Annotated in this window: 15 protein-coding genes; 7 read left to right on the top strand and 8 right to left on the bottom strand. The window is 52.9% G+C overall.

Features of this window, described 5'->3' with window-relative positions:
• Window positions 1–645 (bottom strand): PASTA domain-containing protein (locus AAH187_RS15750; protein WP_342349426.1); only part of this gene is annotated, 645 nt, incomplete at its 3' end.
• A 301-nt stretch (window positions 646–946) separates the two neighbouring features.
• Between AAH187_RS15750 and AAH187_RS15755 the strand changes: the two genes are divergently transcribed.
• Window positions 947–1,624 (top strand): DUF3386 family protein, encoded by a 678-nt coding sequence (locus AAH187_RS15755; RefSeq protein WP_342349427.1) that lies wholly within the window; start codon window positions 947–949, stop codon window positions 1,622–1,624.
• Between the two features lie 135 nt (window positions 1,625–1,759).
• Here the strand turns inward: AAH187_RS15755 and AAH187_RS15760 are convergent, their stop codons facing one another.
• From AAH187_RS15760 to AAH187_RS15775, 4 genes are all read right to left on the bottom strand, one after another.
• A complete protein-coding gene (locus tag AAH187_RS15760; protein WP_342349428.1) occupies window positions 1,760–2,491 on the bottom strand; it encodes a TPM domain-containing protein in 732 nt (243 codons plus the stop codon).
• Entirely contained in the window at window positions 2,488–3,252 is a 765-nt protein-coding gene (locus AAH187_RS15765; RefSeq protein WP_342349429.1) for a hypothetical protein, read from the bottom strand. The genes AAH187_RS15760 and AAH187_RS15765 overlap by 4 nt, the downstream gene beginning before the upstream one ends.
• A gap of 58 nt (window positions 3,253–3,310) precedes the next feature.
• Complete coding sequence (locus AAH187_RS15770; protein ID WP_342349430.1) at window positions 3,311–4,585, bottom strand: NAD(P)/FAD-dependent oxidoreductase; 1,275 nt, start codon at window positions 4,583–4,585, stop codon at window positions 3,311–3,313.
• Between the two features lie 126 nt (window positions 4,586–4,711).
• Complete coding sequence (locus AAH187_RS15775) at window positions 4,712–5,089, bottom strand: hypothetical protein (protein WP_342349431.1); 378 nt, start codon at window positions 5,087–5,089, stop codon at window positions 4,712–4,714.
• Window positions 5,090–5,388: 299 nt separating this feature from the next.
• Here AAH187_RS15775 and AAH187_RS15780 point away from each other — a divergent pair, with 299 nt between their 5' ends.
• From AAH187_RS15780 to AAH187_RS15790, 3 genes are all read left to right on the top strand, one after another.
• Entirely contained in the window at window positions 5,389–6,039 is a 651-nt protein-coding gene (locus tag AAH187_RS15780) for a hypothetical protein (RefSeq protein ID WP_342349432.1), read from the top strand.
• 227 nt (window positions 6,040–6,266) lie between these two features.
• Window positions 6,267–7,268 carry an HD domain-containing phosphohydrolase gene (locus AAH187_RS15785; protein ID WP_342349433.1) on the top strand — a complete coding sequence of 334 codons (1,002 nt, stop codon included), beginning with the start codon at window positions 6,267–6,269 and terminating at the stop codon, window positions 7,266–7,268.
• A gap of 56 nt (window positions 7,269–7,324) precedes the next feature.
• Complete coding sequence (locus AAH187_RS15790; RefSeq protein ID WP_342349434.1) at window positions 7,325–9,706, top strand: PAS domain S-box protein; 2,382 nt, start codon at window positions 7,325–7,327, stop codon at window positions 9,704–9,706.
• Window positions 9,707–9,718: 12 nt separating this feature from the next.
• On the opposite strand, the gene mtnA is transcribed toward AAH187_RS15790, so the two are convergent.
• The 3 genes from mtnA to AAH187_RS15805 are packed head-to-tail and all read right to left on the bottom strand — an operon-like array spanning window position 9,719 to window position 14,227.
• Window positions 9,719–10,759, bottom strand: a complete 1,041-nt coding sequence (gene mtnA, locus AAH187_RS15795; RefSeq protein ID WP_342349435.1) for an S-methyl-5-thioribose-1-phosphate isomerase — start codon at window positions 10,757–10,759, stop codon at window positions 9,719–9,721.
• Window positions 10,743–10,871 carry a hypothetical protein gene (locus tag AAH187_RS15800; protein WP_342349436.1) on the bottom strand — a complete coding sequence of 43 codons (129 nt, stop codon included), beginning with the start codon at window positions 10,869–10,871 and terminating at the stop codon, window positions 10,743–10,745. Before AAH187_RS15800 ends, mtnA begins: the two co-directional genes overlap by 17 nt.
• Window positions 10,868–14,227 (bottom strand): AsmA-like C-terminal region-containing protein, encoded by a 3,360-nt coding sequence (locus tag AAH187_RS15805; protein WP_342349437.1) that lies wholly within the window; start codon window positions 14,225–14,227, stop codon window positions 10,868–10,870. Before AAH187_RS15805 ends, AAH187_RS15800 begins: the two co-directional genes overlap by 4 nt.
• 213 nt (window positions 14,228–14,440) lie before the next feature.
• Between AAH187_RS15805 and AAH187_RS15810 the strand changes: the two genes are divergently transcribed.
• The 3 genes from AAH187_RS15810 to AAH187_RS15820 are packed head-to-tail and all read left to right on the top strand — an operon-like array spanning window position 14,441 to window position 17,092.
• Window positions 14,441–15,454 (top strand): hypothetical protein, encoded by a 1,014-nt coding sequence (locus tag AAH187_RS15810; protein ID WP_342349438.1) that lies wholly within the window; start codon window positions 14,441–14,443, stop codon window positions 15,452–15,454.
• Window positions 15,455–15,462: 8 nt separating this feature from the next.
• Complete coding sequence (locus AAH187_RS15815; protein ID WP_342349439.1) at window positions 15,463–15,885, top strand: secondary thiamine-phosphate synthase enzyme YjbQ; 423 nt, start codon at window positions 15,463–15,465, stop codon at window positions 15,883–15,885.
• Window positions 15,886–15,904: 19 nt separating this feature from the next.
• Window positions 15,905–17,092 carry a trypsin-like peptidase domain-containing protein gene (locus AAH187_RS15820; protein ID WP_342349440.1) on the top strand — a complete coding sequence of 396 codons (1,188 nt, stop codon included), beginning with the start codon at window positions 15,905–15,907 and terminating at the stop codon, window positions 17,090–17,092.
• Window positions 17,093–17,252: the final 160 nt, after the last annotated feature.

The raw sequence follows: 17,252 nt of genomic DNA on the forward strand, positions 1-17,252 counted from the left end.
CCCCGCAGTGGTCAGCGCCGCCTGCGCTGCGGCCTGCGGCACCCCCACGACATTCGGCACCGTGACGGGGGCCGGCCCCGTGGACACCACCAGCGCCACCGCACTGCCCGCCGCCACACTCGCCCCGCCCCCCGGCGTTTGACTAATGACACTGCCCGAAGACACCGACGCATGGCTGGCCGTCGTGATGGTCCCCACCGTCAAGCCAGCTCCAATAATGGCAGACTCAGCATCTGATTGAGGTAAGCCCACCACGCTCGGCACCGTGACGAGGGCTGGTCCATCAGAGACCACAAGATCTACGGGACTGCCCGCCACCACATCGATCCCGGCGGCCGGATTTTGACTAATGACATTGCCTGAAGGCACCGAGGCATGACTGGTGATCGTGATGGCCCCAACCGTTAAACCCGCCCCGGTAATCTCTGATTCGGCTGTTATCTGCGAGGAGCCCACCACATCGGGAACGACTTCCGCCCATGCGGTTGAAAAGGCGAAGGAGGGTAACAAAATGCTCACCAGGACCATGGACATCAAAAGACGCAACAGGCAACCTTGGGCTCTACCCCTTCCAGGGAGGGTCCGGACATCTTTTAGCTGTTGCTCGACGGTATCCACGCGCAATGCCTCATGGGGGGGAAGCAAGCGATACATCCTAATAAGAAATATAAAAAACAAGGGTACCTATGCAAGGAATTTTTCGTGGAGTAGGAGATTACCGATTCAGCCTACCCGAATCCTACGGACAGAAGGGTTCTACAAATTTCGTTTTTATACCCTGCAACGTTTCTTATATGCCCAAAGGACCGGAGCACCTCAGGAGCCCTCAAGACTTTGCCGTATTTCCACGGTTGTCCACCTACAGTGATATCCTTATAATGAATATCAGTATTCGCTCAATCAGAATAATCAGAAAACCAACATGACAGGACAAGGAGTTTTCTACATGGAAAGGAATACAGAAAAAAATCCAACCACTGAGGTCCAGGATGAGCCAAAGGCCCGCGAACTACTACAAGCAGCCTTTGCCAAAACCGCCAGGTGGCAACCGGACTTCAAGGGCTTTCAGGCCGACCTTCGGGTTAATGTGAACGGGAAGGAAACCAAAGGGACCGTGACCGTAAAAGGGCCGCGGGAGGTGACAGTTGCGATCGATGATGCGGAATTACAAACCTGGGCTCAAAACCAAATTGGAATGATTGCCGTGCACCGTGGACCCAGAACTTTTCAGGAATCAGACGGGAAACATACCCTGACTTTAGCGGGAGATGAACAGCACCCCTTGGGACAACGGATTACCATTCATGGAGATGGAATGGGTTCCTGGTACCGGGTGAAAGACAACCGCATTACGCAGATCAACCGAAACATGCCACAGGCGGCTTTTACTATCAACGTCGAAGAGAGTGCAGTCACCCAGGATCAACATCATCTCACCACACGATATACGGTCTATTACTTTTCTCCCAAAGACCGGTCACTGAAAAATGTCGACAGTTTTTCGGATACACACATCAGGGTCGGTAACTCAGACCTTCCGGCCACCCGTCGCATTATTTCTTATGAAAATGGGGAAATCGTCGTGCGATCGTTAACGTTTGAAAATCACAAAATGCTGTCATAAACAAAAACCCCAGGCCAACTTCATGTTGGCCTGGGGTTTTCGAATCTCTATCTGCATTTGCTTTTCCCAAAAATATTTATCGAAGTCCAGAGAATCCCAATTAAAGAGAAGAGGCAAAGGTTCAGTCCCACTCCTTCAACGTAAGCCCTGTCCTCCCGTTCCTCCGCCAAATCCACCAAAATTTCCACCAAATCCCCCCTGGCCGGTTCCCCAATATTCTCCATTTTTCCAACGGGGAAAGGGATGACGCCGCTCGGGACGGGTGAACCGCCATAACGCATAAAACATCAGCAGCACCACCACGATATTCACCCAAAAAGCGGCTGATCGCTGAGGCGTCGGTTTGTCTTTCTGAATAGGAGCCCGCGCGGCCAACGTCGAAAGGGATACGGCAGACCGGTAGATATTGATCCCATACTCTCCGGAACGAAACATGGGGCGCAAATGCTTAAGAGAAATCTCATCCAATTCTTGGGGAGTCAGGATCGGCAAAAGGTTCTTCCCGACAACCACCACGGCTTGGCGTTCTTGGACAGCTACCAGCAGCAGGATGCCACGCTCCTGTTGCGCCGTACCAATCCGCCAGGCTTCATAGAGGCGGGAAGCATACTCCTGGGCATGGGAAAGAGGGCTGATGGATGGGAGGGTCACCACCAGCATTTCAATGCCGGAAGAGGATTCAAGATCTTTGCATACTGATCGAATTTGTTTGTGCCATTCCTCATCAAGCAAGTTGGCATAATCACTCACATACCCCAATGGGGTTGGGAGATTTTGTTCTTTGGGAGTCATACCCATAGAGGGTGCAGAGAAAAACAGCAGCAGCAGGACGAGCGAACCGACAACCTTCTTCCCATTCATGGTCATAGGCCGCTCTCCAGACGAACCGCCTGAACCCGTTTGCACAAGCCCTCCAAAGTCTGAAAATACCGATCATACACCTTCGGCCATTCAAGAGAACCCGGACTATTCATGCCTCGTTTCATCTGAAGCATTTCGAGGAGGACCGCGGGGTCAAACTGCAGGGCAAGAGGGAGGCATTCAAGTATTTGCACATCTTTTCCCTTTGAGGGGTGTCCTAGGACCCGAAGAACTCCTCGCACACAGGGGAGAACGGCGGTAATGGATAAAATCAGCAAGGCCTGGATTGCCTCTGCGCGTCCTTCTCCTTCGACAAACCGTTGCCGGACCCGAAACACATTGGCCAGGAGTTCCTGCTCACATTGCCACCCTAACTGTGTACCATCAATTTGTCCTGCACCGAACGGGTCTTTACCTACCAGGAGCACATGATGCTCTTGCATTTGAAAATATTCCAAGGGGAACAGATACCGTGATCGGGACAATTCCTCCTGTGTCATCACCAATGGTGCGACGATATGGTGCTTACCCCATTGGCGATGCAATTGTCCTGCACGCTGAAGCCCGCTCACTGAATGTTGCCGGACCAGCGCCAAAAAATTGATATTGGATCGGCCTGCAATAAAATCTCCCCTGGCCGCGCTACCATAGAGGAGTAGCCCTTCTAAATCAGCTCCCCAATCCTTCTGAAGCTGTGTTAAATATTGTTCAAGGATTTCCCGCAGGTCCTCGGGAAGTTCAAGCGATTGCAACGTTAATGTAGACATAGGATACAGGCCAAATATTGGAAAGATGATGAGTGACGAAGATGGACTCCGGAGTTAATTATGCTGACCGGGCATGATCGGGAATCTGATGGGACCGGGGATCGGGTAACAATCCCGCAGCCTGAAACCGATCCATCCATCCAAAGGGTGATGTGGTCCGCAGCCCTGCTGTGGCCGTCAAGACTTGATATTGCAAACGCGGATTTTTATCCATCGTGGAGAAGACACGGTCTCGCAACATTCCTAAGAGAGGATTTCCGGTATTCCAGAAAAAGACCTCTTCATCAGCCAGGCGTTGCAGCATGGTGACCTGTGGGCGCCGTTGTGTTTCAAATCGCTTAAGAGCGGACGCCGACCAGTTTCCCGTCCGGTGACAATCGTCAAGGACTTCCGCGAGGGTGACAGCATCGACCATCGCCTGCATCCGTCCCTGGGAGGCATGTGGATTCATCCCATGTGCGGCATCACCCATGACGACCGCTCCATCCTGAACCCAGGTTTTGGCCCGCACCCTCCCCGTTCCCATATAGGCTGTCTGATTCCAATCCAGTAAAGAGTCAAAGAGCGGGGCAAGATCAGGAGCAATGGTTTTCCATTTCTCCCGAAGGGCCGATACCCCATCGGCTTTGACTTGATTCAGAGAATCGGATGAAACCATGTAAAAGGCATAGGCCTTTTGACCGGCAGCAGGAAATATGCCCAGAATGGATTTTTTCCCCACATAATACTGAGCTTCCTCAAGTGGTCCTGGTGATTCCAGCATGGCCACAAGATAACTGTCGAGATACCGATGAAGCACCGTGGGAATGCCAAGGGCTCCTCGAACCTCCGAAAACGGTCCGTCTGCCCCAACCACCAATTGAGATCCAATCGTAACCGGACTTCCCCCTATGTCCGCTTGGACACCTGCGATGCCTTTGCCATTCCGGATAAGGGACCGAAAAGTCGCCCCATACCGAAGTCCCTCTGGATTCTCCCGGCGCAGAGCGTCGAGAATGGTGTGATGAACGACATGAGGCCACATCACCAAAGCCCGATTGAAAGGCGGCGGCAACATCGCATAATCAATGGTACAGAGCCGCGTTCCTCCACTTCGACGGAAATGAAAGAATCTCACCGGTTTGTAAGCATGAACCGGCAGTTGCTCTAACAGGCCAAGCCCCTGAAGAATTTCCTGTCCATTGGGTTGAAGAATTTCCCCACGCAAGCCCTGAGGGGGCCCCGCTGCCTGTTCCAGAACGATATTGGCAATCCCTTTTCTGGCTAAGAGCAGGCCCAGGACAGCTCCCCCGCCACCAGCACCGATGATCACAACCTGTGTATGTAGATCCACGACGAATACCTTTGAATACCTTCACAAAAAATTCGACCTGTTCCCGGACAACCGGGGTGAGCGAGAAACCGGGTTTTCAGCATTTCCTTTACATGAATCGATCATCCTCCGGTATGGAGGAAGTGGTCAGGATTCGGAAAAAATTGACTGAAAGAGGTCGTCAGACTCTTCCCAGGCTGGGGGATAGGTATTTGACAGCCATTGCCGAAGATACATTTTCTGCTCGGAGGACAACATGGATTTGATTTGGTGGGTCCGTCCTTGAAGCGGCTGAAGAAATCCAACCCCTTTCTCGGGATCTAACGTGGCCGTTCGAACATACACCGTCGTATAGACGAGTGGCTTGGCCTCATCGCCATCACCTTGAAGCCAGACGGAAATATATTTATCCATCTGCAAGCCTGAACTATCCAGGGCCGGGTCCGTATCATGAAATAACTCGTTTTCGGTCTGCTCCAGGGGTACCGCCCCTTCAGCTCGAAACAAAAAATTATGCTTCCACATGAAGAATTTCCTTTGGATTAACAATCAAACCAGGTATGATAGTGTCAAGTGGTTTACGACAATGTCAAGACAGATCATCCCATTATCAATAGGTGGCATTGTGCGGGAATCATTCATTCATGCTCATCACTGACAATCAACGCAAGACTAGATAAAATTCTGCAGGTTTATTATTCTTACGCTGTTTAAACAGGATGGATGTGGCCCGGACAAGGTAGGGTACCGGCAGCAACATCCCTCTCCCGTCACAGCATAGACGCTCATCTGATATTCACTTTCTATACATGGAGGTTCCACGAGTGAAAACACAAGCCAAGTGGTTTATCATGGTGTTCATTGCCAGCCTAGGGGTCGGAGGATGTCAGGGAACCGGGCAGACCGTGAATTTTAATCCCCATGCCTTTCCGTCCACGATGAAGGCCCCGACCAACCATAACGAAGATCTGACCATTTTGGTTGAACCGTTTCAGGATAAACGAACTCAAAAATCCCGTCTTGGCTCCCGCACGCATTTTTGGGGAGGTGCCACTCACTTTAATGCCTGGAATGGGAATCTCGGCGACGGGATGGCGGATCTTGCCCTGGAATATCTTCAACAGGAAAAATGGCAAGCCTACCGGGCCAAAACATCTGAAACCGCCGAGGGAAGTGCTCCGGCCGATGTCACTCTGACAGGCGACATTTTAGTCTTGGAGACGAATGCGAAAAGCGGCTTTGGCTTTACGGATATTGAGGTCAAAATGCGCGTGGCCTTTGAAGCGAAAAATGCCGCGGATGGCAGCACCGTCCGGATGGTGCTCGGCGCGAATGGAACCAACAGCGTGGTGACGTTCAATCCCAAGGATGTGGAAGAACTCACCAATCATGTCGCCAAAGACTTGTTTAACCAGTTATTTCAAGATCTGACAGTCAAAGATCAGGCATTTCATTTAAAATCTGAAAAATTATAAAATGACGGCTCTTTTTCCATATCCCCGGTCATTCCCTCTTCACCTGCCAGGTGTCAAGAACCAGTGTTGTCGTCAGGAGGTGAATCGCTACTAAACATAGGGATAGACTCACACGAAGTAGGAAAGCTCTCCGACTTTATCCTAAGAAGCGAACGATTACGCTCTCATGGACTATTTATTTTTTTTACTGTCTTCATGGGTCGCTTCATTTGGAAAAGGAGTCGTTGATGGAAACTACTGGTACTGAATCCTCTGTCCCTCAAGCCAATATTTTAATTGTAGAGGACGAGGAAGGCCCGCGAGAGGCTTTAAAAGTCATTCTTTCTCCCTATTTCAATCTCTTTACGGTTGATCGGGCTGAAATTGCGCATCAAATTCTCAAAACCCACCCCATTGATCTCATCACCCTCGACCTAAAACTCCCTGATCTGTCGGGAAACGATCTTCTTTCTCAGATTCGGAAAGACGGGAAAGATGTGGATATCATCATCATCACCGGATATGGCACCCTCCAATCTGCCATTGAAGCCATTCGCCACGGGGTGGCCGCCTATATTCTTAAACCGTTCAATGTGGCCGAGTTACTCGACACCATCAAAAAAACTCTCGATCGCCGTCGCCGATATTCCTCCCTTCAAGCTGCACTGCAAGCCTTTGGGAACCTTTGGGCTTCCGGGATCGATGTCCAATCTGCCCTGGCCAATATTAAAACCCTCCTGGCAGCCAAACACCCCGAACTGGTTCAGCATGGCAGCCGGGTGAATTTTTATGCCGCGCTGCTCATTGAACATCTCCAGTTAACCCCGGAGGAGCAGAAGGCCATACAACTCGGGGCCTATCTCCATGACATCGGGAAAATCGGCATCCATGATCATCTCATTTCCGGGCTTCATTCCCCCACCGAACAAGATCAAGAACTTCTCAAATGCCATCCGGCCATCGGAGGCAAAATGATAAAGGGCCTTCCATTTCACGCCTGTGTCGAACAGATCATCCTCCATCACCATGAAAAGTTTAACGGGTCCGGGTACCCGGATGGATTGGTCGGTGAACAAATTCCCTTATCGGCACGCATTGTCGGTCTGGCGAATATCTTCGACCATTTCGTGACCGGCTATGGTTCCCAAAGGGCTATGCCCGTACCGGAAGCCCGGGAAAAAATTCGGCAGGAAGCGGGGAAAAGCATCGATCCCAATCTGGCAGAATTATTCGCGAAAGTCGTCTGGTAGCGCTACCAGAGGCTGGAGACCCATGCGCCAACGTGAGCCGGCATCACTGAGACACCATGACTAAGAACCTTCAAGGGGCTTCACCGAGCAACAGCCCTGTGCAGTCCGTCGAGAAATGGGAGCAGGCCTTTGATGCCCTCACGGATCAGGTCATGATTTTAGACAGCTCAGGGACGATTGTCTGGACCAATCGAGCCATTCGTGACCAGGTCCAACCACGAATCGGTCCATTGGTCGGACATCATTACCGCACGCCCTACTATGGAACGACCATCCCCAAAAACCCTCCGCCATGGGAAACGGTGTTAGCAGGCGCCTTGTCTGCGGTGGTGGAAACACAGTTCCCTTCGATCCCTGGGGATTTCCTCGTTTCATGCTACCCCCTTTTCGACTCCAATGGCATTCAATGGGGTGTCATTTCTGTGGTCAAAGATATTACAGAACGCAAACGGATTGATGAAGCACTGCGGAAAATAGCCCAAAGTGATCCGGCTCCCGGCAGCATGGCGTTTTTGCGATTTTTGGTCAGAGATCTTTGTCAGGCCTTGAATGTGCCCTATGCCATATTAGCGGAATTGGAATCGCCGGCTCACCCGGTCACCCAAACCGTCGCCATTTGGGCCAACGGGACCTTTGGGGAAAATATGACATGGAACGCTCCTCCTGCGATTTTTGAGGCACTCTTGAAAGTCAAAGGATGCCATGGAGACAATTTGGAATCCCCTCTCTTTCCTCCTGACTCGCCTCTCGGCTCATGGTCGATCATCAGCTATTTGGGAACGGCTCTCCGTGGCCAAACGGGGAAAATTATCGGGCTTCTGCTTATCTTTAGTCCGGTGGCCATTCGCAACATCCATGTGGCGCAATCCATCATTCAACTATTTGCAGCCAGAGCGGCAGGTGAACTCCAACGTAAAAAAGCCGAGGATGCCTTACGGGATAGTGAGCAGCGCTATCGAGCCATCGTGGAGCATGCGTATGACTTGATCATTGAAACCACGGCGACGGGTGAATGTCAGTACGTCACGCCAAATTGTTTGAAGGTCTTGGGCTATGGGACTGCCGACATGCTCGGAAAAAGTTTTTTTGACTTTGTCCATCCCGAAGAACGGGGGCCGTTGTCTGCGTCTTTTCATTCTCATCTCAAGGCGCTTCAGGAAATTGATATGGTGTGCCGGTTGCAAACGAAACAGTCTGAATGGCGATGGTTTGAAAGTCACATCCATCCCTTCCGAACCAGCGTCGGGACGGTCGTGGGCGTGATCGTGACACGAGACATTACGGAATGGAAACGCTTGGAGGAAGAACGAATTCGTGCCACCAAACTCGAGTCTGTTGGGTTACTGGCCGGCGGGATTGCGCATGATTTTAACAATATTCTCACGTCCGTGTTTGCCAATATCGGGCTGGCTAAAATGGTGACCGCCAAACAGACGCCACCCCAAGGAGAGAAAGTCATTGAACGACTGGAAGCTGCGGAAAAAGCCTGTTTGCGAGCGCGGGACCTGACCAAGCAACTGCTGACCTTTGCGAAAGGAGGGGCTCCGGTCAAAAGCACGACATCTGTTGCCTCAATTATTACCGACACGATTCAATTTGCCTTACGAGGCTCGGCCGTCCGATGCACCACGCATCTTCCCGATGACCTCTGGCCGGTCGAGGTCGATGAAGGACAAATCAGCCAGGTCATACAAAATCTCGTGATTAATAGCGACCAGGCCATGCCGGACGGGGGCACCATCAGCGTCGTCGCAAAAAATTTTTTGGTGAACGCTCAAACCACCCTTCCTCTCAAATCCGGCAAGTATGTCTGTGTGTCCGTCGCTGACCAGGGGATCGGCATCCCTGACGACCATCTTCAAAAAATCTTCGATCCCTACTTTACAACCAAACAAAAAGGGAGCGGTCTGGGCCTCGCCACCACCTATTCCATCATGAAGCGGCATGGAGGGCATGTAACGGTAACCTCTTCACTCGGCAACGGCACCTGCTTCACCCTGTATCTCCCCGCTTCAACCTCCCTGTCGACAAAAAACGATGAAACACCGGAAAGTCTCGTGCAAGGAACCGGACGGATTTTGGTGATGGATGATGAAGAAGACATCCAGGATGTGTTAGGGAAAATGCTCGAGCATCTGGGATTTGACGTGGACTTTACCGACGATGGACTAAAAGCCGTTGCGCTCTACACTCGCGCCGTGCAGGACGGCAATCCCTATGTGGCCACCATTCTTGATCTCACCATCCCCGGAGGAATGGGAGGCAAGGAGACGTTGCGCCTCATTAAAAACTATGATCCTGAGGCCAAGGTCATTGTTTCAAGCGGGTATTCCAACGACCCGGTCATGGCACATGCCAGCCAATTCGGATTTTCTGGTTTTATTGCCAAACCGTATAATCTCCTCGATCTGTCTAAAGTCTTAAGTCAGATCTTTTGAAGGTTCCCTCGCTCAGGAAGAGGTCGACGAAAAATATTGGGGTAAGGCATGTGGGGCGATAATACCCCGTTCAGTGATGATGCCGGCAATCAAGTCGGCCGGGGTCACGTCAAACGCCGGGTTCCAGACGTCCACACCGTGAGGAGCAATCATTCGACCACTATGCAAGCAGGTCACTTCTGACGGGCTCCGCTCTTCAATGGGAATGCCGCTCCCATCCGCTGTCTCCATATCTATGGTCGATGAAGGTGCGGCCACATAAAAAGGAATGCCATGGGCATGGGCCAAGACCGCCACGGAATAGGTTCCGATCTTATTGGCCACATCGCCATTGGCCGCAATCCGGTCAGCCCCCACGACGCAACAGTGGATTCCGCCCTGTCGCATCAGTGCCCCCGCTGCGTTATCGGTAATCAACGTCACGGGAATACCATCCTGCTGAAGCTCCCAGGCCGTCAGGCGTGCACCCTGGAGAACGGGTCGGGTCTCATCGGCAAAGACCCGAATCTTTTTCCCCTGCTCCCAGGCCGCCCTGACCACTCCCAATGCCGTTCCATAGCCTGCCGTCGCCAGGGCTCCGGCATTACAATGCGTGAGAATCTGATCTCCATCACGAATGACCGCCGCGCCAAACGTGCCAATGGCCCGGTTCACCCGAAGGTCCTCCTCCAAAATTGCCAGGGCTTCTTCCTGTAATCGTTTTTGGAGTTCTGGAACACCTGAAGTGGAACCATCCGTCATCACGCGTTTCATGCGGTCAACAGCCCAGAATAAATTCACGGCGGTAGGACGCGTCGCGGCCAACATGCGACAGACCTCCTCCATAAAGACGGAAAACCCCTCAAGGTGAGTCTCCACACATTGCCGGGCCCCTAGGGCGATGCCCAACGCCGCCGTCACTCCAATGGCAGGCGCACCGCGTACGCTCAAATTCCGAATCGCTTCAGCCACATCCTGATAGGTCCCACAATCAAGAAATCGCACTTCTCCGGGGAGCGCACGTTGATCCAGAATCACGACATGATTATTTTTCCATTCAACAGTTGGGATCATCCTGACTTCCTTTCAATCGATAGGTTCCCGCCGACTCAATGGGTTCATCACCCTTCCCCCCTTCGCTCACCGTCCATCCCACAGCATCCATCGGCAAAGACGAGCGGCTCACAAGCGACCGGGCACTCCGGATTGTTTGGACTCCGAAGGGACGGAACCCTCGTCCTCCTTGGAGCCTTTCAATAAATCATAGGGCAGGGTCAACGTATTTTTCAAAACATCAAACGCCAACTGGGCCAACCCGGTCAACCCGGTTTTCACCGATTCCATGGGGAGATATTCGACCTCCGGCTCACCCAACGGTCCTGCAATCGAAAACATGGCTGTGGCGATGCCTTTCCGATCTCCGGAAAAAATTCGTCCAAAAAGAGGAATGTCTTTCAAAAGATCCGAATAGGCCCCAAAGGGGCTGACGGCGGAAATGCCTTCAAGCCGATCACTTTTCCAGTCATACATGCCTGCCGCAGAGACTTTCATGATTGGACTCTGTATCAACAAATCTTTGGTGGAAAACACGCCGTCTTCCACGTTAAGTTTGCTGCTCACAGTCGTAAACGGAAATCCGTTCTCTTCAAGATCAACTTTTCCCCTAAGGACATGCGGTAAATTTAAGAGCGCCAGAATGCGGGGAAAGATCGTGCCTTTACGGATATAGCCTTCGCCGAGAGAAATTTTAAGACTTCCGTTGAGAGTCGGAATGATGCCCCGGTCATCCCGCCCATGGCCCTGGAGCATGCCTCGCACAGACATGTTTCCGGTAATCAATCGGCGTTCCTCGCCAAAGAGGCTCAAGATGTTCTCAAAAGGCAAATCCTTCGCCTGAAATGACGCGCGCATGGCGGCCGGTCGACCTTCAGGAAGATGCACAAAGAACCGCCCCCCGACCGTGCCATGTTCCGCCACCATCGATTGCACTTTATCCACGGAGACCAGATTGTCATGAATCTTCAGGACGCCCGATAATTTTTTTCCGGAGAGGGTCTTATAGCTCGGACGTTCGATATGCACAGAACCCTCCAGCGATCCATGCGCCGCTAACCACTCGATCCCATCACGGATGGCCGATCGTCCTCCTTTAGGAATCAGCAAATCAAGATCGAATTGAGGCGAGTCAAACATCACACTGACGATCGGTGTGGTCCTCCAGTTTTTCATAAATCCGGTGATGACGGCTTCACTATTTTTCAGGCGAAACTCCATGCGTTTCAGATCAAGCAGATCCTCGTCCACTTTCAGTCGAACAAACAGATTCGAAATGGGATCGGTCATCCCGCGAAGCGCCACCACCCCTTCGGTCAAGGCCACCCAACCTTTGGTGTTCCACTGGGTCCAATCGGTTCCGCGTCCGCTGCCTTTCAGTTGGACCTCGAGAATTCCCGACTGGATGATATCTCCCAAGACACGGATGCCTTCCGGCAGCACACCTAAATACACCGGTCCGGAATCAAACCGGGCCTCCCATGCGACCTTCGGCCGATACCGTATCGTCCCCTGTCCCCGAAGACGAAGGGGAAGCATGATCAGTTCCACTCGTTCAAAATGAATGCGGCTTCCGGGATGGAACTGTCCCTCAAACTCAAGGCGTCCATCCTGACCGGCATGTTTCTTTAAAAGAGAGGGCAAAGCAAAGAGGGCATCCCGCCCATCAATCCACCCTTTCAGTTTGGGATGACCGATCGGCCCCGTGAGAGTGACCGAGGCGTTAAGCGGACCTGTAAGTTGCATCCCCGGCGATGTCGCCGGTGTCAGGGAAACCGGCAATAGTTCCTCACCGGCAAACCCGCCCTGAATGGTGAGCGAATCAAACCGGGAGACTCCCTGATAGGTAATGGTCCCATTCAAGGCCAACGGGAAGGCACCTACATTCCCCTCTATGCCTTGTAACACGGTACTCTCGCGGGAAAAGATAATCGTACCGTGACCTTCAGTCAAAGGATGAGGAAAACCCGGAATCTGAATCACCAGGCCCTCCGGTTTAAACTCACCAGACTGGAATATCAGTCCGGGAGAGTCCAAAAGATTCCCGGTAAACTGCAGGCGAAGCAGGCCAGTGCCATCCGAGACCTTCCATGAATTCAACAGACCAAAGTCGGATGGCGCTCCTAACTGCGTCACGACCTGACGAACCTTCTCCGCCGGCACAGGCCCTTGAAGACTCACATTCCCCCACGGGCCCGACTCTTTTAACAAAAAGACGCCTTCCGTCACCTCAACCGCAATACCATCGTACGTGCCGTGCACCCCGGACAATTGCATTCGATCCGGTTCCACGACCACCGTCCCCTGAATATGGTCGGTGGTGGGCCAATCTGGAATACGGACGTACCCATCGGTTAATCGAAATGTGCCGGTGACCGAAGTCTGCACATCCTCACGCGTAGACCCGGTGACGCGTGCCTCGGCGATGTTCAACCCGCCTCCCCATTCGCCTTTGCCCCATACGGGCAGCAGGTCATCGGGAATCCACGTCCTGGGCAGATATTGTCGGATCATGGCCAGGTCAACATTGGAGGACCGCATGGAGAACCCCATCATATGATGTCCGTCTTCCAGCATTTCCGTATTGGCCGAACCATCCAGATCAATAAACGAACTGGACATGTTGATTTTGGAGAGAGCAAGTCGGGACGTTTTCGCATTCTGGACCCAGGTAACCTGAGACTTGACCGAAAGGGTACCGGGAACTTCCATCAGCGATTGGCCATTCGGCAGGTATTCCGCAAGTTGTTTAATCTCCAGGTGATCGGCCTTCACCTTCCCGGAGAAGGTGATTTGCTCGAAACCAACCGGCTCGCTGACAAGGGAAGGCGCCGGGGACGCCCTAAGAGCTTCAAGTTCCCCCTTGATGCGAAAGGGCGCCAACTCTTCCGTCTGCCGGATTTTTCCAGACAAATCGAAGGTTGAGGCAATGGAGGACCCTTCATGACTGGTCTCAGAGACGAAGCCCACATCTTCAATGACAAACCCTCGAACGATTTCACGAGGTGACTCATCAATCACGATGATTTTGCCGTCCGTCACCTCAAATTTTCCCAGCACCAGAAATTTCGCCGCGGACACAATGGGCGAATCGTTGCTGGCATAGCTCAGAAAACGCCATTCCCCCCCTGACTCACGACGCAGTTCAATTTCGGGAGACTCCACCAGAAATTCGCGAACCACAATTTTTTTCATGAGCAACTGCCCGATTCCCAGGTCCAAACTCATGGATTTCGCACGAAACACCGCATGCGACTCAGGCTGTTCCTTGACCACGATATCCGAAACCAAAAAATGCGGAGAGGGAAATAAGGCGAAGGAGGTATGGCCCACCGTCACGTGCGAACCAAACGTGCGTTGAATTTGTTGCAGAGCCAGAGTCTTCAGATAATCCGGATTTAAAAACAAGGGAAGCACGATCAAGGCAATCGTCAGGATCAGGGCAGCCAGTGCACCCCACCAGAACATCTGTTTGCCGGACCATCGCACTACAGGCCCCCCTTCGGATGAGCAAATACCCTAAACGTTGTGTGTGTGATGTGAGGAATGGGAACCATGAAAATTACTCCTGCATCATACCGAAATCCGTTCGAAATGTAAGAATGAATCCCATTCTCCAGGGACTTCCTTCCTCCGCCGCAGGGAAATACGGACGGCGAAATCCTTCTACCTACGCGGCCGCCTGTGGAGGACGGCATCGTAATGGTCCGTCATCAACAGCCGTCCCATCTTGAGAACCCCATCGGTTTCTTGACACCTCCCCAGGGCTGGGATATCCTGCCTCACTGTCAGGCACTGCATAATCCTTACGCTTTTCGTCTTGAGGATTATATCATTCTAGCCGTTGTTTCCCGGTTTACATTGAAACCCACCCACACCGTTCTCACTCGCACGCAAGTGGTCTCGCTGCTGAAATGGTACGACCGGCCGCATCCCACCAGACCTGATCGCATGATTCCCGGATATGACAAAGCGCATGCGCTTCGCACGTCACGCATGTGTGTGGCTGTCGCTACGGCCTTAGGACATCCACTCGCCCGACTCCGTCAATTTGAAGCCGCCTGTCTGCTGCACGATATGGGGCGAGCCGGGCTTGACCCCCTCCTGTTCGGCCAAATCTGGTCGTGGGCCAGGGAACAGAAGATCCCGACCCGGCCGCGGGAATGGCGCACCCGCTATCCCCTGACCCCCTATGGCCGTGAATCTCAAGCCTTCATCGCACAGTATGGAGCCGCCCTTCAAGCCCGAGGCCTGAAGCTCACCCCCGTGGTCAAAGATCACATCGACATGCGATTGGGATTTGCCCGACGCCTCAAACAATATCTCCGTCCGGTGAAAACGGCCATCGCCACAGTCGGCATTCCCTGGTCGCCCTGGATGGAACGCATCATGTTGTACTACTATTATCCGGAAAAACTCGAACGCGCCGCCGCCTGGACACACCAACTGGCGGAAATTTTAGTTGCCTGCGAACAACTGGAAGCCTATAGCAATCACCGGCGCGGAAAAGATTATTACGCGCGCGCAGAAGAAAGTTTTGCCGCCGCCTTTACCTATCTCCGTCAACTCACCTCCCGGCGGATCGTCAGTCGACAGGTCCTGGATCTCATATGCCGGCTGACCAGGGAAGGCAGATTTACGACGATATTACGGCAGGCGCGCGGGGGAATCCTTTCAACCGCGGATCAACAATTTTTACAAACCGTCTCGCGCTAAGCATGCCCATGTCCATCATCACCCACTACCTGAACATTTCCATGACCGGAGATTCGAATATCGAGAATCTCACAACACAGATTCAACGCCTGCTTGGAGAGTCCGGCCTTCAGGGTGGAATCCTGACGCTCTTTGTGCAACATACAACGGCCTCGATCATGATCATCGAAGATGAGCCAGGCATTCGTGCCGATACGAAAAACTTTTGGAACCGCACCATACCGGCCGATCCTCATTTAGCACATAATACGCGGAACGCCGGAGAAGATAACGGCCACTCACACCTTCGCGGTCAGTTACAGGGGCCTTCGCTGACCATTCCGTTCGTACATGGGGCCTTAACCCTGGGCACGTGGCAACAAGTCGTCCTGATCGATTTTGATACCAGACCACGAACACGAAACCTGGTCCTCCAGCTCATGGGAGAATAGGCGCGGGAAACACTTTCGTATGCGTCTTCACCACGTACCCCGGACCATCCATCCCCAACAGGAAAAATCCCGGGCTCAACCATATCGGCCATCCACGGGATGGCAGGGGCTTATCCTCCAGGGCCTGTTCGTCACCCTCCTGTTGCCCCACACCGTCATGGGAGAGGCCTTCGGCCCGAAACAGGCGCAATCGGTTCCCGCCCGGCCCTCGTATCTGCAGCTCGTCGCCCAGAAATCCCTCGGTGCGGAAGAACTCAATACCATTGCCGTCTTTGAAAAAGCCGCGCAGTCGGTGGTCTACATCACCAATACGGCTGTCCGTCGGGATGTCTGGTCGCTCAATACCTTCGAAGTGCCGCAAGGGTCGGGATCCGGATTCATATGGAACCGCCAGGGACATATTGTCACCAATTACCACGTCATCTATGGCGCGGATTCCATACAAGTGGTGCTGGACGATCAATCCACCCGTGACGCGCGCATCATCGGGGTCGACCCTGATCATGACCTTGCCGTGCTCCAGATCACCGGCAAGGCCGACACACTCATGCCCCTGGACATCGGCAATTCCCAGGACCTTCGCGTCGGTCAACGCGTGTTGGCCATCGGCAATCCCTTCGGATTAGATCATACCCTCACCACCGGTGTCGTCAGTGCCCTGGGTCGTTCGATTAAATCGGTGAATGACCGCACGATTGAGGGCGCCATCCAAACCGATGCGGCCATTAACCCCGGCAATTCCGGTGGACCGCTCTTAAACAGCGCCGGACAACTCATTGGCGTCAACACCCAGATTGTCAGTCCCAGTGGAGCCTACGCGGGCATTGGCTTTGCGGTACCGGTCGACATTATCAAACGTGTTGTCCCGCAACTCATTCAACATGGAAAAGTCATTCGTCCCGGCCTCGGCATCTCACTCATCCCGGATTCCATCGCCGCCCGCTGGGGGATCAGAGGGATCGTCATTGCCAAAGTCCTGCCGGAGAGTATGGCGGCCAAAGCAGGCCTGCAAGGCTTAGAAGAAACGGCAACCGGACGGATACGATTGGGTGACGTCATCACCACCATTGATGGAGAGACGCTACAATCCTATGACGACCTCGCTCGCATGTTAGACCGGCATAATGTCGGGGATCGCATCAAACTCGGCATCCGCCGCAACGGCAAAGAACAAACCCTCTCCCTCCAACTTCAAGCCGTCCAATAAATAACACGTCCTTGCCGCTACAAATCATCCGTCATTCCTGCAAACCGTCGCAGAACTCCCTCCAAAAATTGTCATCCTGATCCATTCGACTACGCTCAGGACAAGGGCCACCGAAGGATCTAGCAAAGCCAGAGGATTCCCTTCACCCCGGCCACAGACT

This window comes from uncultured Nitrospira sp. (assembly GCA_902500695.1).
Taxonomy (GTDB): Bacteria; Nitrospirota; Nitrospiria; order Nitrospirales; family UBA8639; genus Nitrospira_E.

Excerpts from the sequence above, each read along its gene's own strand:
- AAH187_RS15810 (WP_342349438.1), top strand. The coding sequence starts at position 14,441 with ATGGTCCGTCATCAACAGCCGTCCCATCTTGAGAACCCCATCGGTTTC.
- AAH187_RS15755 (WP_342349427.1), top strand. The coding sequence starts at position 947 with ATGGAAAGGAATACAGAAAAAAATCCAACCACTGAGGTCCAGGATGAG.
- AAH187_RS15760 (WP_342349428.1), bottom strand. The coding sequence starts at position 2,491 with ATGACCATGAATGGGAAGAAGGTTGTCGGTTCGCTCGTCCTGCTGCTG.
- AAH187_RS15775 (WP_342349431.1), bottom strand. The coding sequence starts at position 5,089 with ATGTGGAAGCATAATTTTTTGTTTCGAGCTGAAGGGGCGGTACCCCTG.
- AAH187_RS15785 (WP_342349433.1), top strand. The coding sequence starts at position 6,267 with ATGGAAACTACTGGTACTGAATCCTCTGTCCCTCAAGCCAATATTTTA.
- AAH187_RS15815 (WP_342349439.1), top strand. The coding sequence starts at position 15,463 with ATGTCCATCATCACCCACTACCTGAACATTTCCATGACCGGAGATTCG.
- mtnA (WP_342349435.1), bottom strand. The coding sequence starts at position 10,759 with ATGATCCCAACTGTTGAATGGAAAAATAATCATGTCGTGATTCTGGAT.
- AAH187_RS15820 (WP_342349440.1), top strand. The coding sequence starts at position 15,905 with ATGCGTCTTCACCACGTACCCCGGACCATCCATCCCCAACAGGAAAAA.
- AAH187_RS15790 (WP_342349434.1), top strand. The coding sequence starts at position 7,325 with ATGACTAAGAACCTTCAAGGGGCTTCACCGAGCAACAGCCCTGTGCAG.
- AAH187_RS15765 (WP_342349429.1), bottom strand. The coding sequence starts at position 3,252 with ATGTCTACATTAACGTTGCAATCGCTTGAACTTCCCGAGGACCTGCGG.